Source organism: Numidum massiliense, assembly GCF_001375555.1.
GTDB classification, from domain to species: Bacteria; Bacillota; Bacilli; order Thermoactinomycetales; family Novibacillaceae; genus Numidum; species Numidum massiliense.
The window spans coordinates 975,188-998,380 of the sequence record NZ_CTDZ01000009.1; the positions used below are offsets into that span (position 1 = coordinate 975,188).

Consider the following 23,193-nt stretch of genomic DNA (forward strand, 5'->3'; position numbering starts at 1 on the left):
TTCGAGCGATTGAGGAGGGGTAGCGTTGAGTCCATGGTTAACGACAGTTGGTGCACTCCTTTTGTTCTATTTAGGGTACCGTTTTTATGCCAATTTTTTAGCGGTGAAAGTATTTAAGCTCGATTCCGGGTTTCGGACACCAGCACACGAATTTCGCGACGGGGTCGACTACGTGGCGACGAATAAGTTCGTGCTGTGGGGACACCACTTTAGTTCAATCGCCGGTGCAGCGCCGATCGTCGGACCGGCGATCGCGATGATTTGGGGCTGGGGGCCAGCGCTCATCTGGGTCGTGTTCGGGACGATCTTTTTTGCCGGGATGCACGACTTTGGCACGTTGTGGGCGTCGATTCGCCATAAAGGGCGTTCGGTCGGGGTCATTACGAACAGCGTGATCGGGACACGGGCGAAAGGATTGTTTTTGCTCGTTATCTTTTTCTTGTTACTGTTAGTGAACGCCGTCTTCGCGGTCACGATCGCGAATTTGTTTACGGCGTTTCCGGAAAGTGTGCTGCCGTACTGGTTGCAAATCCCGGTCGCCATCGCCATCGGCTGTCTCGTGTACAAGCGGGGCGTCGGTCTGTTTTGGCCGTCGATTATCGGATTGGTACTTTTATTTTCGTTTATTTTTATTGGGGCAAACGCACCGATTTCGTTGCCCGATTCGATGGGCGGATTGTCGGCGACGGCTTGGTGGGTCATTATTATGCTCGTTTACGGCGCCGTCGCTTCGCGGCTTCCGGTGTGGACGTTATTGCAGCCGCGCGACTACATTAACTCGCACATGTTGTTTCTAGGGTTGATTGTCCTATACGTCGGGATGTTTATCGGACGGCCGGAATTTGTGGCGCCGATGTTTAATACGAATGTACCCGCTGGCACACCGCCGCTACTCCCGCTCCTGTTCGTCACGGTAGCGTGCGGTGCCATTTCCGGTTTTCACGGGCTCGTCGGTTCGGGGACGTCGGCGAAGCAAATCGATAAGGAGACGGACGCTAAATTTGTCGGCTACTTTGGGGCAGTTGGCGAAGGAATGCTAGCTCTCGTCGCGGTTATGGCCACTGCAGCAGGTTTTGCTAACTTTAGCGAATGGCGCGCTCATTATGACTCGTGGGCAGCAGCGAGCGCAGGTGGGACACCGGCGTTTGTGAAAGGTGCAGGGAGCTTTTTGAGCAACTTGGATATTCCGGAAGTCGTCGGGACGACGTTCATTTCGATTATGGTCGTCGCCTTCGCCGCGACGACGCTCGATACGTCGATGCGCTTGCAACGGTTTATCTTAGCGGAAATTGGGGAGCAGTACCGCGTATCTGCGTTGAAAAACGTCGATTTTAGTACGGTTATTGCCTTTTTATCGTGTGTTGCCTTGGCGTTTTTGGCCGACCCGGCCAATCCGGGCGCCGGTGGGATGGTGTTGTGGCCGCTGTTCGGCACAACGAACCAGTTGACGGCTGGTTTGTCGCTCCTCGTGTTGACGTTACTTTTGTGGCGTTGGGGGCGCAATTACGTGTACGCACTCATTCCGCTCCTGTTCGTCGTCACGATGACGACGTGGAGTATGGTGCTGAACATTATCGACTACTTTAAACAGGGCAATACGATGTTAGTCATCGTCGGGACTTTGGTTCTCGCTTTGAATGTGTGGCTTATTTTAGAAGGCTTGCTAGCGGTGCGACGGGTTAAGAGAAACCCGGACTTATCGAAAGGACATTCGGCCTAACGTGACGGGACACGCCGTCTAATTTAAACCAACAAGGAGCATACCACTCGCTTCGGTACCTTAAACAATGTCAAGGGTCGTATGTGAATATGAATAGCGTCCGATTCATCTGACAAGAAGCGGCGCACGACTAAAGCGAAGGAGGCATGCGCATGGACCGTCAACTGCGGGAATTCGTACAGCAGGCGAAACGCGTCTGGCAACAGGTACAACAATTTTACGATGAGATGTACTTTGTCCCTTACCGGCAAACGATGCGGCGGAACATTCAAAACGAAGAAGATGTGTTTAAACTGCTGGCGCTGTCAGAAATGCTCGGCATTCCGAACCCTGTCGCTTACTACACACTCGAACTGTTGCCGTTTATGCTAGAAGACTTTCATGAGTGGCACGTTCGGATGGGCATGGAAAAATCGCCGTTGGACGGGTTTCGATGCTGTTAAAAAAGTGGCTGCGTCCTTCGCGCGATGCACATGTGAGGAAAGGGAAGGGCGACGTTGCGGGGATCGAGGCAGCGGCGACGGAAGCCGGACGGCAGGGTAAATTGCGCATCACTTTTTTCGGCGGCAAAGGGGGCGTCGGTAAAACGACGTGTTCGAGTGCGTACGCGTTAGCATTGGCGCAAGCCGGCTATCGGACGCTACTCGTTTCGACGGACCCCGCCCATTCGGTGGGCGATCTGTTGCAGTTGGCGTTAAAGAAAAAAGAACAGTTCGTCCGGGAAAACTTATACGTGACAGAGATCGATCCGGAAGCGGCCGCCGAACGGTATATGCAAGAAGTGAAAACGAACGTACGCGGCTTGGTCGCCCCTAACTTGTGGAAAGAAGTGGAGCGGCAAATGCACATTGCCGCTGCTTCTCCCGGAGCAGATAAGGCGGCTCTGTTTGATGAAATGGTGGCGACGATGCTACGCGCCCAAACGGCTTACGACCACCTCGTGTTCGATACGGCGCCGACCGGTCATACGTTGCGCTTGTTGTCGTTACCGGAACTGATGGGCGTGTGGATTGAAGGGATGATCGCGCGGCGCGAGAAGACACAAGAGATGCATCGAATGCTACACAACATCGTCGGCACGACGGACCGGCCGCGCGATCAGGTGTACGACATTTTGCAACGGCGCAAAAACCGCTTCGCCGCAGCGCGTACGCTCTTGCTGGACGATTCGGTTACATCGTTTTACTTTGTCCTGAATCCGGAGCGGCTGCCGATCGTCGAAACGGCGAAAGCGGTCGACGCATTAACGGCGCACGATATCCCGATCGGCGGCTTTGTCGTCAACCGCGTACTCCCGCCGGACGCGGACGGGAACTTCCTGCAAGAACGTCGGGAACAGGAACAACAATACTTGCGCGACATTGCGGAACGATTTGCCGCGTGGAATCGTTTGTACATCCCACTAAAACCACACGACATTCGCGGTTTAAGCGGCTTGGCGACGATTGTGCCGCTTTTTAGAGAAATTGCGTTAAAAGAAGTTAAAAGAATCGGTTAGTCGGTTAAAGGGGTAATTCAAAGGTGAAGAAGGAAAATTAATCAAGCAGCCTTCGTCCGGAGGGCTACTTTTCTTTTCACTTGTATATATTTTCACCACACTTTTTGTGGTAAACTACAAATATGAGTGTTTATCCCCGCATAATCGGTTTGCGGTATTTTTTTCGGCTTATATCAGCCCATATCAGCCCGTATCGGTTCATATCGACGGTATAAATTAAGATGTCATCTCATCTTGGGTAGGGACGACTCGCGAGGGCACGACTTGTGAGGGTAGGTGTTGGTTTGCCTTTTTTTTCAGATAGTGCGATCTTGTTGTTTGCAGTTCTCTTGATTATCGGTGTGTTGGCCGCTAAGTTTTCGCTGCGGATCGGGTTACCTTCTTTGACTTTTTTTATTGCCGTCGGGATGATCCTCAATCGTTTCATTTATTTTGACAATGCATCACTGACGCAATTCTTCGGTACGATTGCCTTGACGATTATTTTGTTTGAAGGTGGCTTGCAAACGAAGTGGGTGGACATGCGCCCGGTGCTAAAGCCGTCCGCTACACTGGCGACAGTCGGCGTCGCACTGACGACGGTCGTTACCGGCGTGTGTGCCAAGTTTATTCTCGGTGTCTCTTGGCTCGAGGGGATGCTGTTCGGGGCGATTGTCGGTTCGACGGACGCGGCCGCCGTATTTATGGTTTTGGGCGAGATGAATATTAAAAAGAGGCTCACCTCTACGTTGGAGGCGGAATCTGGCTCTAACGACCCGATGGCCGTCATTTTGACCATTTCGTTCATCCAACTGATCCAAACGCCTGACGCAAGTTATTGGTCCCTCCTGTTGACGTTTGTCTTGCAAATGGGCATCGGACTAGCTTTAGGGTTCGTCATCGGCAAACTGTCGGTGTGGGCAATTAATAAAATTAATCTCGATTCCTCGGGACTATACCCGGTGCTGTCACTCGCTTGTGCCATTTTGACGTACAGTTTTACCGCGCTCGTCGGGGGCAGTGGGTTTCTCGCCGTGTACATTGCCGGAATTATCGTCGGCAATGCCGATTTAACGTTTCGGCAGCCGATTTTGCGCTTTAACGAAGGTTTGGCTTGGATGATGCAAATCCTGATGTTTATTTTGCTCGGTTTGCTCGTCTTCCCGCAAGATTTGCTGGAAGTGACGTGGCACGGGCTAGCGTTGTCTGCCCTCCTCATGTTCGTCGCCCGGCCGATCGCCGTCTATTTGAGTACGCTACGGATGGGATTTTCGTTCAAGGAGAAGGTCGTACTATCGTGGGCCGGGTTGCGCGGTGCAGTGCCCGTCGTATTAGGTACATATCCACTCGCCGCTGGACTGGAACACGGGCAGCTGTTTTTTAATGTCGTCTTTTTTGTCGTGTTTACGTCCGCTCTCGTGCAAGGGGCTTCTTTGTCCAAAGTTGCGGCGAAGTTAGGACTCGTGGAAGATAAAAAACCGACCGCGCCACACAGTCTCGAGCTCGTGTCGATCGGGCAAACGAATGCGGAAATGATGCAGATTCACCTCGATGAAGGGAGGGCAGTTAGTGAAAAAACGCTCAGTGAGTTGGATTTATCGGAAAACACGCTCGTGACGGCAGTCGTTCGCGGCGAGCGCCTTATTACGCCGCACGGGAATACGACGCTTAAAGCAGGAGATATTTTATATGTACTCGTCGCTAAAGATCAGCGCGAGCGGGTGAAAAATATTTTTTTAGCGGAAAAGGAAGAGCGAGAAGTAGTAGAAGAGCCGACTTGATGCGAAATAATGCAAAAAATAATTCTTCCTTTTGGTAGCAAATCTGGTAGAATGTCATTAATCAACTGTTGATTAACATATAGCGAATATAGCGAGTGGAGAAAAACAATGCTGAAGGAGTGACCGTCATGCGGGAAGTGAAAAAGTTTAACAAAATACTCGTCGCCAACCGCGGAGAAATAGCGATCCGCATTTTCCGCGCTTGTACCGAGCTCGGCATTCGCACGGTGGCGATTTACGCTGACGAAGACAAGACGTCGCTGCATCGTTTCAAAGCGGATGAAGCGTATCTCGTCGGCGAAGGAAAAGGGCCGATCCAAGCGTATTTAGATATTGAAGGCATTATTGACCTCGCGAAGCGGCACGACGTCGACGCGATTCACCCCGGGTACGGGTTTCTGGCGGAGAACGCCCAGTTTGCTCGCCGTTGTCGCGAGGAAGGGATTGTGTTTATCGGTCCGGACGCGGAGCAAATCGACACGTTCGGCGATAAAGTGAACGCGCGCCAGTTGGCGATTCGCGCCGGTATTCCCGTCGTGCCCGGGACGGAAGACCCGACAGATCATTTGCAAGACGTGATGCGCTTCACGAAAGCACACGGCTACCCGATCATCATTAAGGCGGCGGCTGGCGGCGGCGGACGGGGGATGCGCATCGTGCGCTCCGCGGAGGAACTGGAAGAAATGTTTAACCGCGCCCGTTCGGAAGCTCTGTCCGCCTTCGGCGACGCGAAAGTATACGTGGAAAAGCTCATCGAAAATCCGAAGCACGTCGAGGTGCAAGTGTTGGCCGACCGCTACGGAAAAGCGGTGCATTTGTACGAACGCGACTGTTCGGTACAGCGGCGGCACCAAAAGGTGGTCGAAGTCGCTCCGAGCTTATCACTGACGGAACAGTTCCGGCAAGACATTTGTCAGGCGGCACTCCGATTGATGCAAGAGGCCAATTACGTCAATGCGGGAACGGTCGAATTTCTCGTCACACCGGACAATCAGTTTTACTTCATCGAAGTGAACCCGCGCATTCAGGTGGAACATACGATTACAGAACTCATTACCGGCATCGACATCGTTCAGGCGCAAATCGGCATCGCGCAAGGTTATGCGCTAAGTGACCTAGAAGTGGGGATCCCGGCACAGGAGGAGATCGAGCGGCGCGGTTACGCCATTCAGTGCCGCATCACGACCGAAGATCCGTTGAACGGCTTTATGCCTGACACCGGACGCATTCTCGCCTACCGCACGGGCGGCGGCTTCGGGATTCGCCTCGACGCGGGCAACGGGTTCGCCGGAGCGACGATTACGCCGCACTACGATTCGATGTTAGTGAAGGTGTCGTCGTGGGCGATGACGTTCGAAAAAGCGGCGACGAAGATGATCCGCACGTTAAAAGAATTCCGCATCCGCGGCGTGAAAACGAACATACCTTTCCTGGAAAAAGTCGTCGACCATCCGCGCTTTTTAAGCGGCGATTACGACACGTCGTTTATCGACACGACGCCGGAGTTGTTCAAGTTCCCGAAAAAGCACGACCGCGGCACAAAGTTGCTCACTTATATCGGTAATAGGGTCGTCAACGGTTTTCCCGATTTGCCACACAGGGAGAAAAAACCGTGTTTCGATAAGCCGCGCCTGCCGCAAACCCCGTACGACACGCCGTATGCGAACGGGACAAAACAGTTGCTGAACGAGCTTGGCGCAGAAGGACTGGCGAAATGGGTGCAGGAACAGCAAAACGTGCTCGTCACCGATACGACGTTCCGCGACGCGCACCAATCGCTGTTTGCGACGCGGGTCAGAACGTACGATCTCCTGCAAATTGCCGAAGCGGTTGGCAAGCTGGCGCCGGAGTTGTTCTCTTTAGAAATGTGGGGCGGGGCGACGTTTGACACGAGCATGCGCTTTTTAAAAGAGTGTCCGTGGGAACGGCTAGCCAAATTGCGGCAGCAAGTGCCGAACGTGCTTTTTCAAATGTTGTTGCGCGGCGCAAACGCCGTCGGCTACACAAACTACCCCGACAACGTCATTAAAGAGTTTGTAAAGACGTCGGCGGAGGCGGGGATTGACGTGTTCCGCATTTTCGACAGTTTAAACTGGCTCGACGGGATGAAAGTGGCCATCGAAGCGGTGCGCGAGAGTGGCAAAGTTGCCGAAGCGGCCATTTGCTACACGGGCGACATTCTCGATCCGTCCCGCCCGAAGTACAACCTCGACTACTACGTCCGCCTCGCACGCGACTTGGAGAGCGCCGGCGCTCACATTTTAGGTATTAAAGACATGGCTGGCCTACTCAAGCCTTACGCCGCATACGAGCTCATCTCGGCGTTAAAACAAGAGGTGAACATCCCGATTCACTTGCACACACACGATACGAGCGGCAACGGGGGCGCGATGTTGCTAAAGGCGATCGAAGCGGGCGTCGACATCGTCGATGCGGCAATTGGCGCCATGTCGGGGCAGACGTCGCAGCCGAGTTTGAATGCCCTCGTCGCGGCGACAGAACAAAGTGAGCGTCCGACCGGGCTCGACTTAAACAACTTGCAAAAACTGAACGATTACTGGGAAGACGTGCGCAAATATTACGCGGGCTTTGAAAGCGGCTTGTTAGGCAGTAGTGCGGAAATATATACGCACGAGATGCCCGGGGGACAGTACAGTAACTTACAGCAGCAAGCGAAAGCGGTCGGACTCGGCGAGCGTTGGGAAGAAGTTAAAAACATGTACAGTACCGTGAACCGGATGTTCGGCGACATCGTCAAAGTGACGCCGTCGTCGAAAGTCGTCGGCGACATGGCGCTGTTCATGGTGCAGAACGATTTAGATGAAACGAATATATACGAGCGGGGCAAATCGATAAACTTCCCCGATTCGGTCACACAGTTTTTCCAAGGGTACTTAGGGCAACCGTACCGAGGTTTTCCGCAAAAGTTGCAGGAAGTTATTTTGAAAGGGCGCGAGCCACTCACGTGCCGCCCAGGTGAATTGCTGCCTTCGGTCGACTTGGCGGCGACGGCCGAGGAGCTGTACGAAAAAATTAAGCGGCCGGTGACGAAGTGGGACGTCATGTCGTACATTATGTACCCGCAAGTGTTTTTAGATAAATCTAAGCACCGCGCCGAGTACGGCGACGTTTCTGTGCTCGACACGCCGACTTTCTTTTACGGGTTGCGCCCGGGCGAAGAAATTGCTGTCGAAATCGAGCAAGGCAAAACGTTAATTGTGAAGCTCGTTTCCGTTGGACCGATCCGCTCGGACGGGACGCGCACCGTTTATTTTGAATTGAACGGGCAACCGCGCGAAGTGGCCATTCCGGACGAAGAGGCACAAGTGACGCTCGTGAAAAAAGCGAAGGCGGAGGCGGGGAACGAGAACCACATCGGGGCGACAATGCCGGGCAAAGTGTTGAAAGTGATGGTCGCGGCGGGCGACCGCATCGCGAAGGGCGAACATTTAATCGTCACCGAGGCGATGAAGATGGAAACGACGATTCAGGCGCCGTGCGACGCGACGGTGAAACACGTGTACGTCCACGAAGGCGAGACGATCGAGACGAACGATTTACTCGTCGAATTGGAGTAGCGGGGATGGCGTCGCGTATGCGGCGCCGCGTGAGCACCCGTGAAGACGTTAAGTGGATGCAACGGCAATGTGCAGAGGGGACGTCTAGCGAGCGGGGAGTCCTTCGTCACTGTATAGCGCGCGCAGTGCGTCTTCGCACTGCGCGCGCAACACGTGTGCTTCGATTTGGCACTCTGTCATCTGTCCGCGATGTCGGTACAAGATGTAGTAGTGGTGCTTCCCGACGGCCCGTTCGCTTAAGATGCGACAACGTTCGCGGTGTAGCGCTTCGAGTACTGGCCCCAGGGCGTCTGTAACGCGGCGCACGGCGTCGGCGAGGACAAACGGGTAGGCTCGCCGCAGTTTTAAGGTGCTACTCTCGACTGCGCGCTGGTCGTACAGTAGCGACTTGTACACGTTTTGTAAGACGGCGTAGCGGCAGACGAGGTCGTAAACGTCACTGTCGCGCATCGCTAGCTACTTCTCACTCGTCTGGCGCGATGTGTAACACGGTGTCTAGCGGCAGTGATCGACTAGCTACTTCCCCGTGCGCGCGCAGTTGTAAGGTGCGGTTGAGCTGATCGACGTGTAGCAACTGACCCCTCGCTTCGACGGTGCCTTGCGGGTGCCACAGAACGATTCGCGCACGGCGGTGCGGGTCTTGCAAAATGTGTCCTAAGGCCCGCTCCATCTGTTCGTACTGTTGTTCGTCTAACGTCGGTTTGGCGATGTGCGCGTCGGCCGCCATGCGTTCGCATAGTAGTTGGCGGTGTTCCGGAAGTATCATGCGCGAGCCGGCGAACAGTTTGTTTCCGCGTGCTTTCATTTATAGTGACCTCCAATTTTGGCGGTGCGGTCGTAAACCATACCAGCGTCGGTTAGCGAAGCGGCACGGATGACGGCGGCACCGCCGAAGCGATTTTTTAGTTGGTCGACGGTATGTGCGAGTGCGCGCTGCTTCACTTTGTCCTGAAACAGTTCGAGCTGCAGCCGATCCGGCGCGAGGTTGGACAGTCCGATAGAGACAGCGCGCACCGGTTGACCGTTCCAATGTTCGTCGAACAGCGCAAACGCCGTCTCACAGACGTCTTCCGACAAGTTGGAAGGGTGCGCGATCGAGCGAGAACGGTGAAAACCGGAATTTAAGTCGAAATGGCGTACGCTAAGGGAAACGGTGCGCCCCGCTTTGCCTTGCGTGCGGGCGCGGCGGCACACTTCGTCGCCCAGTTCACGGATGACGACAGCGATGCTGCGCCGGTCGCGGTAGTCTTGTGGCAAAGTCATTCCGTGGCTGATGCCCTTCATTTCCTCTTGAAACGTCCCAGGACAGACTGGGCTGTCGTCGATGCCGTTGGCGAGCTCGTGATACACTCGACCCATAATGCCGAAGTGGCGTTCGAGCCACTCGACCGGGTAGTGCGCCAAATCGCCGATCGTGTAAATGCCTAACCGCTGAAAATTGCGCGTCATACGCGAGGCAACCATGTACATTTTTTCGATCGGCATCGGCCACATTTTACGCTTGACGTCAGCCGGATGCCAGGCGGCGATTTGTTGCGGCGCTTTTTTAGCTTCGTGGTCGAGGCACATTTTACTCATAAATTTGTTGTGCGAAATAGCGATACAGCACTCGACGCCGACCTCGCGTTTGATTCGCTGCCGCAGTTTGCGGGCGATTTCCCACGGCGAGCCGAACAGTGCTTTACATCCGGAGACGTCGAGCCACATTTCGTCGATGGAAAACACTTCGACGAGAGGGGTAAAGGAGTAGGCAATGTCGCGGATGCGCAGCGCAAAGTCGATATACGTCTGCATTTGCGGCCGCACGATGACGGCTTCCGGACAAGCTTCCAGTACCTGCCAGCAAGCCATTGCCGTCTTCACGCCTCGCCGCTTCGCTTCGGGACTCGCGGCGAGGCAAATACCGCTCCGCCGCGTCGGATCGCCGCAGACCGCGACGGGCAGGCCGCGCAACTTCGGGTTTAAGGCGATTTCCACTGAAGCGTAAAAGCTGCGCATGTCGGCCATGAGGATCGTTTGCGCCATCCAGACACCTCCTGTTTCAGTTTAAGAACTATACAGTTTGCGAGTCATACGTTCGCCGGAAACGTATGTTCGCATCACTATTATACATAATCAGCCGCAAAAGAAACATGGTATTTCGCGGAAAAAGAAAAAACCACCGGATCAGGTGGTCGCCAGTCACTTAATGAATGACAGATATGAATGGCTTGCATTTACTTGCGCGGGAAGAAGAACATGACACGGCCGTTAAACAGGTGCAATTCGGCTTGGAACTGCTTCGCTAAATACTTGGCGAACTCGTTGCCTTTCGCCTTGTCGCCGTGCAAAGCGCCATCAGGGAGGACGATTTGGATAAAGTGGCGCACGTTTTGCGGCGGTTGTTCCATTTCCGCCTGTTCCCGTTTGGTCGACGTTACAGCTTCGGTGTTAGTCACGTCGTCCACGTCGAGGGGTTCGCTGCCGATGCCGACGATCATTCCTTTGTACAACTGAGGGTCTTTACCTTTTAAGTAAAACCACACCCCTTCTCCTTCCGGCTTGTGTTCGATCGTGTAAGGGAAGGCGTGGTCCGAGTAGTCCCAGTTTAACTGCTTGCCGGTATGGCCGGTTTGCTCGATATAGCGGGAAAATTTTTGTTCGACATCGTCTAACGTGAGTGACTGTTGCGTCGATTGGGCAACTAATTTAACATAAGCACTTTGTGGCAAAATATTCACTCCCACACCGAGTATCGTATGTCGCCATCTTAGCACGTTGAAAGCGGTTTTTCAACTAACCCGCCTTTGGCGATTCGACGGGGGCAAGGGACGGGGTGAAGTCGCTTTTCTTAAGTGGACGAACGGCAGTGAGAATGATAGGATGAACAGCAGAGGAGGTAATGGCTACACGATGATAGACGTACAAAATGTTGCAGCTCGCGTAGCTGATCATATAGCGTATACGGACCTGAACTTTCACGTCGCTTCCGGGGAAGCGTACGGCATATTGGGGGACGCAGGTTCAGGAAAAACAGAACTTATTCAACTGTTGTCCGGTGTGCGTTCTCCCGAGAGCGGTAAGGTAACAGTCGCTAATAACCGCGTGTACCCGAATATTTTGGAAGCACAGCAATACATTGGCGTCGTCACCCGTTCGCTTGCCCTTTTTCGCTCGATGACTGTGGAGGATAATTTGATGTTCTGGGGGCGGTTGCTCGATTTAAAAGCACGCCACTCGAGTGAGAGGATCGAGCAGCGGCTGGAACAAGTGGGCTTTACGGGGAAACGCGACGACACCGTTAAGTCGCTTCCGTTATTAGAGCAAAAAAAAGTGCACCTCGCCGCGGCACTGTTACACGATCCAAAAGTGCTTATGTTGGATCAACCGACTGAGCGCATGCGACCGAAAGAGAGGGAGTCCTTCTTACAGGTCGTATCCACCTTGCAGCAAGGAGGCTTGACGTTACTGTACGCCACTGACCGCGTCGACGAAGTGCAGCGGGTTGCAAGGCGCGTCGCTATTATGGACGGCGGGAAAATTTTGGCGGAAGGCACAGTAGAGGAGTTGCGCGGCTCGTTAGGCGGGCAGTCGCAAGTGATCGTCCGCAGTCGCCCGCTGGAAGCGTTAATTAGTTATGTCGAGCAACAGGCACTCGTACACACGGTCGACCGCGAGGAGGATGCGATACGCATTTGGACAAGCCAACCGAAGCAATTGCTGTTACAAATGTTTTCCGAGTGGCAGCAAACGGGCGTAGTTACCGAATCGGTGAAAGTGGTTGAGCCAACGCTGGCAGGGGTCTACTTACACTTGACAGGCAAGTCGCTCGACGGCTGTTGACAAAACTATTTTTGTCAGCAGTCATTTTTTTATGGTCATTTAGTCATTTCTTTAGTCGTTTTTTGATCTAAGTCAAAGAAACATAACGGGCGAACGCTTATGATGAAAGTGAACCAAAAAACGAGGAGGTTTCACTCATGCTGAAAAAAACATTTCAATTAGAAGCGTTGACGTGCCCGAGTTGTATCCAAAACATTGAAACGGTGTTAGCGCGAACGAAAGGTGTACGAGAAGTAAAGGTGCTATTCCACTCCAGCAAAGTAAAGGTTTCATTCGACGAACATGTCGTCTCTGGGGACACTATCAAACAAACGCTAGGTGACCTCGGCTATGAAGTAATAGGCGTCCCGTCTTAAACGAATCGCATCGGGAGGTAAACGACGTGTTGAATCGAAAACAGATAGTCATTCTCTCCGGAAGTGCTATCGTCCTAGCGCTCGCACTGCGTTACTTTGAGATTACCCCGTTAGTGGCTGATGGGCTCTTCGTCTTCGCGACTGTTCTCGCCGGTGATCCGATCGCCCGCAAAGCGATCCAGCTCGTGCGCTTTAAAGTAGTCGGGATCGAAGCGCTAGTAACCGGCGCCGTGACAGGGGCGCTCTTCATCGGAGAATTTTGGGAAGCGGCAGCCGTTACCTTTTTGTTTATCTTCGGGTCTTACCTCGAAGAGCGTTCACTAGAAAAAACGCGGTCGTCCTTACAAAATTTATTAGCCCTCTCTCCTACCGAGGCTAGAGTCATACGCGACGGTGTCGAGCAAAACATCTCCCCCTCTGAAGTCGTCAAGGGGGAGAATGTATTCATTCGTCCAGGGGAAAAGATCCCGATCGACGGAACAGTCGTTGCCGGGCATGCTTCCGTCAACCAAGCTGCCATTACTGGAGAATCCGAACCTGTTCGCTGTGAGCCCGGAGACGACGTGTACAGCGGTACGGTACTTGAAACCGGCTATTTAGAAGTGCAAGCCGAACAAGTTGGGGAAGACACGACTTTCGCCCGCATCGTGCAAATGGTGGAAGAAGCGCAAGAAACGAAAGCGTCGTCCCAGCGGTTTCTCGAACGCTTCTCCCGCTACTACACCCCGGCAATTATGGTGTTGGCCGTGCTCGTTTACTTTGTCACTTGGGATGTTAGACTGACATTGACCTTGCTCGTCATTTCCTGTCCGGGGGCACTCGTCATTTCCGTTCCCGTGTCGATCGTCGCCGGGATCGGAAATGCGGCGAAGAACGGCATCCTCATCAAAGGTGGCGACTATTTAGAAAAGGCGGGGAAAGTGGACGTCGTCGCTTTTGACAAGACGGGGACGTTGACGGTAGGCAAACCGCATGTTACAGGGGTTCGCGCCTACGAAGGAACAGAAGCGCACATTCTCGCTTTGGCCGCTGGGGCGGAGACGCACTCTGAGCACCACTTGGCGCGAGCGATCATCACCAAAGCGCGGGACGAGCTGGAAGACAGTGACATTCCTGCGGCAAAAGACTTTCAAGTTTTTCCCGGTCAAGGGGTGAAAGCAGTCCTTCAAGGGCGACACATATTGCTAGGGAACCGTACCTTGATGAAAAATAACGGTGTGGCCATTTCCACGGCGATCGAGGATGATTTACAGAGAGAAGAAAGGCGTAGACAGACAGCTGTCCTTCTCGCTGACGAGAGCAGGGGCATTATCGGGCGCCTGTCGATCGCCGACGTCGTCCGCGATGACGCGGCTCACATCGTGCAGCAATTAAAACGCGAAGGTATTGCGAAAGTCGTCATGCTCACGGGAGACAATCAGCGCACGGCTGACGCTGTCGCTGAACAACTAGGAGTTACGACTGTGTATGCCGATTTAATGCCTGAAGATAAGGTGCGCGTCATCGAACAACTGCAACAGCGCGGGAAAACTGTGGCGATGGCGGGGGACGGTATTAACGACGCGCCTGCCTTGGCGACAGCGGACCTCGGCATCGCGATGGGAGTTGCCGGTACGGACGTCGCCATGGAAACGGCCGATGTCGTCTTAATGACAGACAATTTGCGGCAAATACAGTACGCCTTCGCACTGAGCCGTGCGGCAGTGCGCAATATTCGCCAGAACATCGTCTTCTCCGTCAGTGTCGTTATCCTTCTCATGCTCGGGGTGTTGTTCAATAAAATATTTATGGCCTCAGGGATGCTAATCCATGAATTAAGCGTGATCCTCGTAATCCTTAATGCAATCCGCTTACTAAGGATTAAACCAGAACAGAAAAGGTTAAAGCCATCTTCTAAAGTCAAGGCGGAAAGAATGTTAAACGTTGGAAACTAGTGCATGTCGCCATAACAGTAGCGCTGCTTTGTGCGTTAGCAAAGTGCCGATTTTTAACCATTTGACAGCCGACGAGATGGCGACAATCGCCACTTGTACACACTATGCATCTGTAAATAAAGGTGAATCGTTAGCGACAGCGGGTGAGCTCCTCGATCAATTGTTTATCGTTCACCGCGGGAAAGTGAAAATTTACCGTTTATCGCCAATAGGAAAAGAACAAATTGTACGCATATTGACGCCGGGGGATTTTTTCGGGGAATACGGTCTGTTTGACGATCAACCGCAAGACAACTATGCGGAAGCTTTGGAGCAGACCGAGGTGTGTGTGATCCGCGGCGAGGACTTTCAACGCTTGCTGGAGCAGTTTCCGCAAATGGCGCTCAAGCTGTTACGGGAAATGAGTAAGCGGCTCGCCATGAGTGAACGCTTAATCGAACAACTTAGCTTGCACAGTGTCGAGCAACGTCTCGCAGCGACATTGCTGGAATTAGCGCACACGACGGCAGACACGGGACAAACATTGACGCTAGACATTAGTAAAGGAGAACTGTCCAACTACTTAGGTATGTCCCAAGAAACGCTAAGTCGCACGTTGTCTTCTTTCCAACAGCGAGGCTGGATTCAATTAGTCGGCAGGCGCCAAATGGTCATCCTTAATGAGGAGCGGCTAAAAGAGGTGATCCACGCTTCCTAAGGAACGGGTGGGAGTACGGGGTGGTCATTAAGGAGGATCGGGGGGCACGGGTGTACTGTGCCCCGTGCGTCGTTTTAGGGCTTTTCTCCATCTGTTAACGTCTCACTGTGTGTCCCTTTCGCTTCGTAAGCGATGAGTACAATGTCCCGCGACGCACTTGCGCGCAGTTCCCGCTCGAGCGATTGCACTTTATGCAACAGCTCAGAGCTTAAGTTCGCTGTTTCGTAGTTTTGGGAGATCACGATTAGACATCCTCCAATTTTTGTTTATCATCTTGCCCATTATTGGACAACTTTATGTCACTAACATGTCACGTGCACGTTGTGTCTAACCCACGTTGTGTCACATTGCTTCTATTTCACATTTGTGTTACAATAAATATTTATAAGATAAAGGAAAATAAGGATTAGGGCAAAAAAGGACGAGGAGGATGAAACAGATGGCAGCTTACGAGCGATTGTACGATGAATCCGAACAAGCACACGTGCGATACGTCGGTTTTTTGACGGAAAAGAATCGTTACGATTTAGGGATCGTGTACACGAGTATGTTTTTCGGAAAGACGTTAGTGGTCGACATGCAAACTGGGCGCTCGGCACTTTTGTGCGAAGAAGAAGTTGACCAGCTGTCGCAGCTGCAGAAGCTATTTAACCTCGACGATTTACAGGAGGCAGAACAACTTGCGAGTTTTCTCAAAGTTGCCCTGCCGAAACAAACGCCGGAAAATCAGTATTAATTGTATTATTGTATTCCTTTACAAGTATGGCCTTCTAATCAACGGTTATCGCACAATAATATGACACAATCATACCCATTGACATAAACAGTATGGCGCATTAAAATAAATACAACACAATAATTGAAGCGCTTAAATAGGAGGCGTATGACAGTGGGGATCATTTTGTGCCAGTTTTGCGGTGAAGTGATTGAGTACGTGCAACAGGAGAAAGTGGCAAAAGTATACGCGTCATGCCACGAATGCGCCGATGGTGCAACCTGTCAAGGCGAGGAAGACTAAACGCCACGGCGAAAAGCGGAACGGAACAAAAAGAAAAATGACGAAAAACCGCCTAGCGACCAGGCGGTTTTTTGGTGTAGCTATTTGACAACCTGTAGGTGACGCATTGTCTCGTCTTCCGGACCTTGTACGGGCAAGCCAGCGTCGAGGTGCTTCTCGATGTAGGCTAAATTGTCTGCTGTTACCACCTCGCCGGGCAATAAGACGGGAATACCCGGTGGGTAAATCATCACGAATTCGGCGGTGACACGACCTGCGGCCTCGCGGAACGGTACCGACTCTTTAGGTGCGTAAAACGCTTCGCGCGGCGACAGGGCGAGCTGCGGAATTTGCGGTACTTGCACGGTAATCGGGCTTTTGACGCGCGGTGAGTAGTAATGGTTGGACAGTTTCGTTAATCCTTGCACGAGTGCCGCGATCGACTGCGCGTCGTCCCCAGTCGTCACGAGGCACAACACGTTGTACAGATCACTTAGCTCGACCTCGATGTTACACTGTTCGCGCAACCACGTTTCCGCTTGGAAACCGCTAATTCCTAATTCTTTGACGTGAATAATTAATTTACTCTCATCCATATCGTACGTCGCTTCCGTACGCAAAATTTCTCGCCCGACGCAAGACAATCCGGGGAGTTCGTTAATGCGGCGCCGTGCTTTTTCCGCTAATTGCAGCGTGTCGGCGATGCGCGCGTGCCCCGACGTCGCCAAATAGCGGCGCGCGGCGTCGAGTGAGGCGAGCAGCACGTACGACGTCGACGTCGTTGTCAACATACTAATCGCCGTCTGCACGCGGCCGAGGTCGATCCGGTCGGTGCGGACGTTGAGCACAGACGATTGCGTGAGCGAGCCGCCCAATTTGTGTACACTCGTCGCCGCCATGTCGGCGCCAGCTTGCATCGCTGACAGCGGCAACGACTCGTGAAAGTGCGTATGGACGCCGTGAGCTTCGTCGACGAGGACCGGTATGTCAAAGCGGTGTGTGAGGCGTACGATCTCCTCTAAATTGGCGGCGATGCCGTAATATGTTGGATTAATGACGAGAACGGCGCGCACGTCCGGGTGTTTGCGTAACACTTTTTCCACGGCGGATACGGTGATGCCGTGCGCGATGCCGATGTTTTCATCCATTTCCGGATGGAGAAATAGCGGGTGTGCCCCGGCATAAATGATCGCTGTCAACACTGATTTATGCACGTTGCGCGGCACGACAATTTTGTCGCCCGGTTTGCATACAGCCATGACCATCGTCATAATTGCGCCGCTCGTTCCTTGCACCGAAAAAAAAGTCGCATCGGCCCCGAACGCTTCTGCTGCGAGTTGCTGCGCCTCGTAGATGGCGCCGTGTGGATGGTGCAAGTCATCCAGTGGCGCGATGTTAATTAAATCGATCGCGAGCGCATTGCGACCGATAAAAGCGGCAAATTCAGGATCCATGCCGGCGCCTTTTTTATGCCCGGGAATGTGAAATTGCCACGGGTCGCGGGCAGCATGGCGTTTGAGGCAATCGAATAAGGGCGTTCGCTTTTGCCGTTCGTTCATTGTCGTCAACTCTTCTCTAAAAGATCGTATCCGAGGCTGAGTATAGCAGAAAATGTACGAAATGGGAATGTGTTGAAAGCGGTAACACTGTTATATATCAGGGTGATAGTATAATTATAACAAAAATAATAAAGCGCTTTATCATATATGTTAATAGCTTATTTATGATTATAACAGATAAAAAAATACGCAGGAACAGTTTTCATTTCCCAACGTTGTTGGTACAATGTTTTTATATGGAGGAACCATAACGGCTAAGGTCGATCTCATGAGGTGGGGTGAGTAGTGTGTTTGACAGTTTAACGTGGAAGGTTGGGGGGACCCAAGGAGAAGGTATTGACAGTACAGGGGAGATTTTTGCGACGACTCTCAATCGCCGCGGCCACTATATATTCGCGTACCGCCATTTCATGTCCTTAATTAAAGGGGGACATACGAATTTCAAAGTGCGCGTCAGTACACATAAAGTTGGCTATCACGGAGACGGTCTCGACGTCTTAATCGCCTTTGACCAGACGACGATTGATCACAATTGGCACGAACTGAATGAAGATGCTGTCCTTATTTACGATGCGAGCAAATTGAAAAAACCAGTGATTCCGACGGACAAACCAGGTGTTCATTTATGTCCGGTGCCAGTGACGGATATGGCGAAAGACGTCGGCAGTGCGATTATGAAAAACATGGTCGCCTGCGGGGTGTCGGCGGCAATCGTCGGGCTGTCTAGTGACATTTTTAATACGCTCATTGAAGAGCGTTTTGAGAAAAAAGGGGAAAAAGTGGTCGCAAGCAACAAGGCAGCGATTCAAGCAGGTTTTGACTATGCGCTCGAGGCGTATGGAGTCTTAAAGTCGGTACCGGCGCCCGCGTCGGAAACGGACGCAGGCGGACACGTGTACATTTCGGGCAACGAAGCCGTCAGTATGGGGGCGCTGTTCGCCGGGTGTCGCCTCCTCGCCGCCTACCCGATTACGCCCGCGACAGAAATCATGTATTGGGCGCTCGCCAACTGGCCGAAGTACGGCGGCAAAGTCGTGCAAGCCGAAGATGAGATCGCCGCGTGCATGATGGCGATCGGTGCTAACTACGCAGGGACACGGGCGATGACGTCGACGTCTGGACCGGGGTTTTCGCTCATGCAAGAAGCGATCGGCTTGGCCGGCATTTCCGAAACGCCACTCGTCGTCGTCGATGTCATGCGCGGCGGGCCGGCGACTGGTTTGCCGACGAAGACGGAACAATCCGACCTAAACGAACTGCTGTACGGGTCACATGGGGAGATCCCGCGCATCGTGCTCGCCCCGTCGACGGTTGAAGAATGTTTTTACTACACGATCGAAGCGTTCAACTTGGCGGAGCAGTACCAATGTCCGGTCATCGTCGCCTCCGACTTGTTCCTCGGCATGTCCAAACAGTCACTCGCCCTCGGCGACATCGATCCGGATAAAGTAACGATCGACCGCGGTGCCCTGCTCAGCGACGACGCGCTCGCTGAACTACCGGCACGGACGTATGCGCGGTATAAAGTGACGGATTCGGGCGTTTCGCCACGCGCGATCCCCGGGCAGAAAAACGGTATGTTTACCGCCCTGTCGAACGAGCACGGGGAAAGCAGTCCAGTCGAGATCGAAGACCCGGAAACGCGCGTGCTCATGATGGATAAGCGGATGAAAAAGTTAACGACCTTCGATTTCGGCGAGCGGGCCTACGCGTACGACGGTCCGGTAGAGACGGACATCACGTTAGCTGGCTTCGGTTCGACCGTGTCGCAAATGAAAGAAGTGGCCGCCGTGCTGCGGGCACAAGGCGTGAAGGTCGGCGTCCTCACCGTCAAAGTACTGACGCCGTTCCCGGATGCCCCCGTCAGCGACATTCTCGCTGGCGCCGGAAAAATCGTCGTCGTCGAAAATAACGCGACGGGACAGTTTGCCGCTTTACTGAAACAGCGGGTCGGTTTCCACAGCAAAATGTCGTCCTGCCTCAAATACAGCGGTGATCCGTTCACCGTGCAAGAAATTCTCGCGCATTGTGCGCAAGTGAAAGGGGTGGCAATCTAATGGCGACGATCAAGGACTTTCGCGTAACGGAAAGACCGACGTGGTGCCCCGGCTGCGGCGATTTCGCCGTCCTCGCCGCACTGCAGAAGGCGTGTGCCAATTTAGGCCTCGAGCCGGAAAACGTCGCACTCATCACCGGCATCGGCTGCTCGGGAAAACTCGTGCAACACTTCGGCGCTTACGGCTTCCACACGTTACACGGCCGTTCGCTGCCGCTGGCACAAGGGGTGAAGTTGGGCAACCAAGATCTCACCGTTATCGCCGCCGGCGGAGACGGCGACGGCTACGGGATCGGTATGGGACACCTCGTGCACAGCATCCGGCGCAACGTCGACATGACGTACATCGTGATGGACAACCACATTTACGGCCTGACGACGGGACAAATGTCGCCGACGAGTAAACGCGGCTTCAAATCGAAAACATCGCCGCAAGGTTCGGCAGAGGAACCGGTGAGGGCAGTAGAAACGGCGATCGTCAACGGCGCCAGCTTCGTCGCGCAAGGTTTTTCCGGCGACGTCAAGCACTTGACGCAGCTTTATGAACAGGCGATTGCGCACAAAGGGTTTGCCCTCGTAAACACCTTCAGCCCTTGCGTCACTTTTAACAAGGTAAACACGTACGACTGGTTCCGCGAAGGGTTAGTCAAACTGGACGGACAGGGCGACTATGACCCGACCGACCGCCAAGCAGCACTGCACGCGCTGCACGAGGCGGACGGGATGGTTTACGGAGTTATTTACAAAAAAGAGCGCCCCGTCTACAACGAAGTCGTGTTAGGCGCTTCGGAGACGGCGGCGGCGAAGATGGACCTCCACATCGCGGGCGAAGAGAAACGTACCCTCCTCGCCAATTTTCGCTAAGTGAATAAATACTAGAGAAGCGAGCGGTTGTTTAATGCTAGAGAGCGTTAAGACCGCTCATTTTTTTGTCCACTATTTTTACCCTTGGGCGCATTTTTTGTCCCTTCTGACGGCGCATTCGTGTTATGATAGAAACACGTTGGGTAAATTGCCTAGTAATTAAAACTTTTCGTCGTTCCCTCAATAAAAATAAGACGAATATGCTAAAGACTACATAGGAGAATACGGGAGGGGATATCGGTTTGACCAGAGCGGCAAGACGAAGTACAACGCTCGTGCTCGCGGTGATCTTTTTGTTTGGAGTAGGTATTTCTACCGCGTATGCCGACGTCCGCATCGCCGATCAGGCGGAGCTGTTCGACGATGAGACTGTCGAAGAGATAAGATCGAAATTATCATCTATAGATGTTGATTTTTACATATTAACGGTTAAGAGCACGAAGGGTGAAGACATCGACGAGATCGGTGTGCGCACCTTTCGAGAGCACGAGTTCAATGAAGGCGACGTCTTATTGACGATCGCTGTCAAAGAGCGCCAGGCGGATCTAATTGCTCCGTCAAAGATCGACGATCCGCAAAAAGTGCTCGAGGAGCACTTTTCGCCTCACGCTGAGAACGACGACTATGTGACTGGCATCGTGAAAGTAGCGGAATACATTGACGAATATAATACTATTGGGGGTTACATTTTAGAAGGGATATTTGATTTCATATTATTATTAATTATTAATGCGCCAGCAGTCCTCGCCATCGTCTTTATTATATTGCTTTTATTGCACCCTACTGGACAATCTTTGCTCCTCATTCTTTTTAGCCCGATTATTTGGGGTGTGCCAGCGATGATCCGCCGCGGGAAGATGAGAAAACAGCGCAACACCTTGCTCACGTCCAGTCGGGAAGCGTTAACAGACATTAACCGCTTAAAGCGGAAGGTCCAGAAACGCCTGGCGAAAAGTGACGGACAGACGGCGAAAGCACTCGCCAAAATCGAAAAGGAAGTCGCGCCGCTACAAGAAAAGCTGGGAACACTTACGAAAGCGATCTTTGGAATGAAGATCCCGGTGCGAAAAAAAAAGAAACCGACCTTCGACAAGTTGCACAAAAAGTACAAGGCGGAATTAAAAAAGCACCGCACGGCAATAAAAAAACAGACAGAGGCGTGGCAAAAAATCGTCAGCGCCGACAAAGCCGTGCGTACGACGACGGCACAGCTAGAGAAACAGTTAGCTGAAACGCGGCATAACTTTCAAGCTCTCCAGAACGACTTTTTATACACTTTTGAAAAACTTGCCCAGCGCGTCGAAGCGGTGCCGACAGCGCTCGCACAAGCTAACGCCTTGCAGACATCTGACCCGCTCACTGCACATAAACGGCTGAAAGATGTCGCGAAAATGTTGCAAGACATTTCCCAGTCGTTTGCGCTCGTTCCGGCTCACGAAGCGGCGCTCAACGAATGGGCGCAAAAGATCGCGCAGCAGCGCGAAGAGCTCGCCGCAATCGCAAAGCGCGAGAAGTTGCAACTTGTTGACAGCGCGCCATTTGCCAACTTTGACCGTGCGCTTGAGCAGCTTAAGCCGTTAGCAGAGGCGATTCAAGCCGGCGATACGAAAGCGTCGCTCGCGACGTTGGAAGCCATCGACGCACGCGTCACCGATGCGTTTCGCCAAGTGGAGACTCTCGTTCGTTTGCGCGAGCAGAACCGTGATGCTTTAGGCGAAATTGAACAGACGCTCTTCGCATATACGTCCGGCGTCGACGATGCGTTTACGGAAGTGATGCAGCGAACGGAAGCTTTATTCGTAGAAACTCATTGGCGACACGTGCCGGAGCTGTTTAAGCAAATGAAGCGAAAAACGGCCGACGTGCGGGAAATGTTGCTTCAAGTGAAACGGGCAAACGATCCGGACGTACAACAGTATAAAAAGGCAGAGGAACAAATTGTCGCGATGCGGGCGGCGCTTAAAGAAGCGGCCACACTTAAAGACGAATGTCTATCGATTTACGGGACGCTCATCGAGCGACGGGACAGCCTACAAATCGCGCGGGCAAACAGCCTACAGAAGTACCGCGCCGCACAGAAAAAACTCGACTCCGGCGGCATCTTGAGCAGCGGGATCCCGCAGCCGGAAAAACTAGCAGAAAAGAAAAAACTCATTCAATTGGGCAGCGAAGAGACTGAGGCGCTACTCGACACGGTACCGTACGACCTCGACACTGCAGAAGAGGCGGTACAGCGTCTCGCTTCCCGTGTGACCTCGTTCACAAAAGAAGCGAAACGGTTGACCGAGGCAAAGCAAAAGAGGCGAAAAAAAGAGTCAGAAGACGAACGAGAAGAGTGAGTAGAAGTAGAGT

The 23,193-nt window shown here is 52.9% G+C and carries 20 protein-coding genes; 14 read left to right on the top strand and 6 right to left on the bottom strand.

The window, feature by feature from the left end:
- Positions 1-25: 25 nt before the first annotated feature.
- From BN1247_RS05115 to pyc, 5 genes are all read left to right on the top strand, one after another.
- Positions 26-1,720, top strand: coding sequence for a carbon starvation CstA family protein (locus BN1247_RS05115; protein ID WP_054949426.1), 1,695 nt, complete (start codon positions 26-28; stop codon positions 1,718-1,720).
- A 152-nt stretch (positions 1,721-1,872) separates the two neighbouring features.
- On the top strand, positions 1,873-2,163 hold the full coding sequence (locus BN1247_RS05120; RefSeq protein WP_054949427.1) for a cory-CC-star protein: 291 nt from the start codon (positions 1,873-1,875) through the stop codon (positions 2,161-2,163).
- Positions 2,154-3,218 (top strand): ArsA family ATPase, encoded by a 1,065-nt coding sequence (locus BN1247_RS05125; protein WP_074011051.1) that lies wholly within the window; start codon positions 2,154-2,156, stop codon positions 3,216-3,218. Before BN1247_RS05120 ends, BN1247_RS05125 begins: the two co-directional genes overlap by 10 nt.
- A 284-nt stretch (positions 3,219-3,502) precedes the next feature.
- Positions 3,503-4,978, top strand: a complete 1,476-nt coding sequence (locus BN1247_RS05130; RefSeq protein WP_054949428.1) for a potassium/proton antiporter — start codon at positions 3,503-3,505, stop codon at positions 4,976-4,978.
- 128 nt (positions 4,979-5,106) lie between these two features.
- On the top strand, positions 5,107-8,556 hold the full coding sequence (pyc, locus tag BN1247_RS05135) for a pyruvate carboxylase (RefSeq protein WP_054949429.1): 3,450 nt from the start codon (positions 5,107-5,109) through the stop codon (positions 8,554-8,556).
- 84 nt (positions 8,557-8,640) lie between these two features.
- Here pyc and BN1247_RS05140 read toward each other — a convergent pair whose 3' ends face one another.
- The 4 genes from BN1247_RS05140 to BN1247_RS05155 all read right to left on the bottom strand — a co-directional run bounded on the left by BN1247_RS05140 (position 8,641) and on the right by BN1247_RS05155 (position 11,276).
- Positions 8,641-9,006: a YhjD family protein gene (locus tag BN1247_RS05140; protein WP_054949430.1), complete on the bottom strand. Its 366-nt coding sequence runs from the start codon at positions 9,004-9,006 to the stop codon at positions 8,641-8,643.
- Between the two features lie 13 nt (positions 9,007-9,019).
- Complete coding sequence (locus BN1247_RS05145; protein WP_054949431.1) at positions 9,020-9,361, bottom strand: YolD-like family protein; 342 nt, start codon at positions 9,359-9,361, stop codon at positions 9,020-9,022.
- Positions 9,358-10,581: a DNA polymerase IV gene (locus BN1247_RS05150; RefSeq protein ID WP_054949432.1), complete on the bottom strand. Its 1,224-nt coding sequence runs from the start codon at positions 10,579-10,581 to the stop codon at positions 9,358-9,360. Before BN1247_RS05150 ends, BN1247_RS05145 begins: the two co-directional genes overlap by 4 nt.
- Positions 10,582-10,772: 191 nt before the next feature.
- Positions 10,773-11,276 carry a DUF1885 family protein gene (locus BN1247_RS05155; protein WP_390622060.1) on the bottom strand — a complete coding sequence of 168 codons (504 nt, stop codon included), beginning with the start codon at positions 11,274-11,276 and terminating at the stop codon, positions 10,773-10,775.
- 172 nt (positions 11,277-11,448) lie between these two features.
- On the opposite strand from BN1247_RS05155, the gene BN1247_RS05160 reads away from it, so the two are divergent.
- The 4 genes from BN1247_RS05160 to BN1247_RS05175 all read left to right on the top strand — a co-directional run bounded on the left by BN1247_RS05160 (position 11,449) and on the right by BN1247_RS05175 (position 15,365).
- Positions 11,449-12,378 carry an ATP-binding cassette domain-containing protein gene (locus tag BN1247_RS05160; protein WP_054949434.1) on the top strand — a complete coding sequence of 310 codons (930 nt, stop codon included), beginning with the start codon at positions 11,449-11,451 and terminating at the stop codon, positions 12,376-12,378.
- Between the two features lie 137 nt (positions 12,379-12,515).
- Complete coding sequence (locus BN1247_RS05165) at positions 12,516-12,734, top strand: heavy-metal-associated domain-containing protein (protein WP_054949435.1); 219 nt, start codon at positions 12,516-12,518, stop codon at positions 12,732-12,734.
- 26 nt (positions 12,735-12,760) lie between these two features.
- The gene (locus BN1247_RS05170) at positions 12,761-14,668 is read left to right on the top strand and encodes a heavy metal translocating P-type ATPase (RefSeq protein WP_054949436.1); all 1,908 of its coding nucleotides are present in this window, start codon (positions 12,761-12,763) and stop codon (positions 14,666-14,668) included.
- A 43-nt stretch (positions 14,669-14,711) separates the two neighbouring features.
- The gene (locus tag BN1247_RS05175) at positions 14,712-15,365 is read left to right on the top strand and encodes a Crp/Fnr family transcriptional regulator (protein WP_187119730.1); all 654 of its coding nucleotides are present in this window, start codon (positions 14,712-14,714) and stop codon (positions 15,363-15,365) included.
- A 74-nt stretch (positions 15,366-15,439) separates the two neighbouring features.
- On the opposite strand, the gene BN1247_RS17610 is transcribed toward BN1247_RS05175, so the two are convergent.
- A complete protein-coding gene (locus BN1247_RS17610; RefSeq protein ID WP_157360849.1) occupies positions 15,440-15,607 on the bottom strand; it encodes a hypothetical protein in 168 nt (55 codons plus the stop codon).
- A 197-nt stretch (positions 15,608-15,804) separates the two neighbouring features.
- Here BN1247_RS17610 and BN1247_RS05180 point away from each other — a divergent pair, with 197 nt between their 5' ends.
- Complete coding sequence (locus tag BN1247_RS05180) at positions 15,805-16,101, top strand: DUF3055 domain-containing protein (protein WP_054949438.1); 297 nt, start codon at positions 15,805-15,807, stop codon at positions 16,099-16,101.
- Between the two features lie 153 nt (positions 16,102-16,254).
- The gene (locus BN1247_RS17615) at positions 16,255-16,383 is read left to right on the top strand and encodes a GapA-binding peptide SR1P (protein WP_147675185.1); all 129 of its coding nucleotides are present in this window, start codon (positions 16,255-16,257) and stop codon (positions 16,381-16,383) included.
- A gap of 80 nt (positions 16,384-16,463) precedes the next feature.
- Here the strand turns inward: BN1247_RS17615 and BN1247_RS05185 are convergent, their stop codons facing one another.
- Positions 16,464-17,921 carry an aminotransferase class I/II-fold pyridoxal phosphate-dependent enzyme gene (locus BN1247_RS05185; RefSeq protein WP_054949439.1) on the bottom strand — a complete coding sequence of 486 codons (1,458 nt, stop codon included), beginning with the start codon at positions 17,919-17,921 and terminating at the stop codon, positions 16,464-16,466.
- 287 nt (positions 17,922-18,208) lie between these two features.
- Here BN1247_RS05185 and BN1247_RS05190 point away from each other — a divergent pair, with 287 nt between their 5' ends.
- The 3 genes from BN1247_RS05190 to BN1247_RS05200 all read left to right on the top strand — a co-directional run bounded on the left by BN1247_RS05190 (position 18,209) and on the right by BN1247_RS05200 (position 23,180).
- Positions 18,209-19,978, top strand: coding sequence for a 2-oxoacid:acceptor oxidoreductase subunit alpha (locus tag BN1247_RS05190; protein WP_054949440.1), 1,770 nt, complete (start codon positions 18,209-18,211; stop codon positions 19,976-19,978).
- A complete protein-coding gene (locus tag BN1247_RS05195; RefSeq protein WP_054949441.1) occupies positions 19,978-20,841 on the top strand; it encodes a 2-oxoacid:ferredoxin oxidoreductase subunit beta in 864 nt (287 codons plus the stop codon). The genes BN1247_RS05190 and BN1247_RS05195 overlap by 1 nt, the downstream gene beginning before the upstream one ends.
- Before the next feature lie 242 nt (positions 20,842-21,083).
- Positions 21,084-23,180, top strand: a complete 2,097-nt coding sequence (locus tag BN1247_RS05200) for a TPM domain-containing protein (RefSeq protein ID WP_054949442.1) — start codon at positions 21,084-21,086, stop codon at positions 23,178-23,180.
- Positions 23,181-23,193 lie beyond the last annotated feature (13 nt).

Coding starts and splice junctions, on each gene's coding strand:
- BN1247_RS05120 (WP_054949427.1), top strand. CDS start 1,873: ATGGACCGTCAACTGCGGGAATTCGTACAGCAGGCGAAACGCGTCTGG.
- BN1247_RS05125 (WP_074011051.1), top strand. CDS start 2,154: ATGCTGTTAAAAAAGTGGCTGCGTCCTTCGCGCGATGCACATGTGAGG.
- pyc (WP_054949429.1), top strand. CDS start 5,107: ATGCGGGAAGTGAAAAAGTTTAACAAAATACTCGTCGCCAACCGCGGA.
- BN1247_RS05140 (WP_054949430.1), bottom strand. CDS start 9,006: ATGCGCGACAGTGACGTTTACGACCTCGTCTGCCGCTACGCCGTCTTA.
- BN1247_RS05145 (WP_054949431.1), bottom strand. CDS start 9,361: ATGAAAGCACGCGGAAACAAACTGTTCGCCGGCTCGCGCATGATACTT.
- BN1247_RS05150 (WP_054949432.1), bottom strand. CDS start 10,581: ATGGCGCAAACGATCCTCATGGCCGACATGCGCAGCTTTTACGCTTCA.
- BN1247_RS05160 (WP_054949434.1), top strand. CDS start 11,449: ATGATAGACGTACAAAATGTTGCAGCTCGCGTAGCTGATCATATAGCG.
- BN1247_RS05165 (WP_054949435.1), top strand. CDS start 12,516: ATGCTGAAAAAAACATTTCAATTAGAAGCGTTGACGTGCCCGAGTTGT.
- BN1247_RS05180 (WP_054949438.1), top strand. CDS start 15,805: ATGGCAGCTTACGAGCGATTGTACGATGAATCCGAACAAGCACACGTG.
- BN1247_RS05185 (WP_054949439.1), bottom strand. CDS start 17,921: ATGAACGAACGGCAAAAGCGAACGCCCTTATTCGATTGCCTCAAACGC.
- BN1247_RS05195 (WP_054949441.1), top strand. CDS start 19,978: ATGGCGACGATCAAGGACTTTCGCGTAACGGAAAGACCGACGTGGTGC.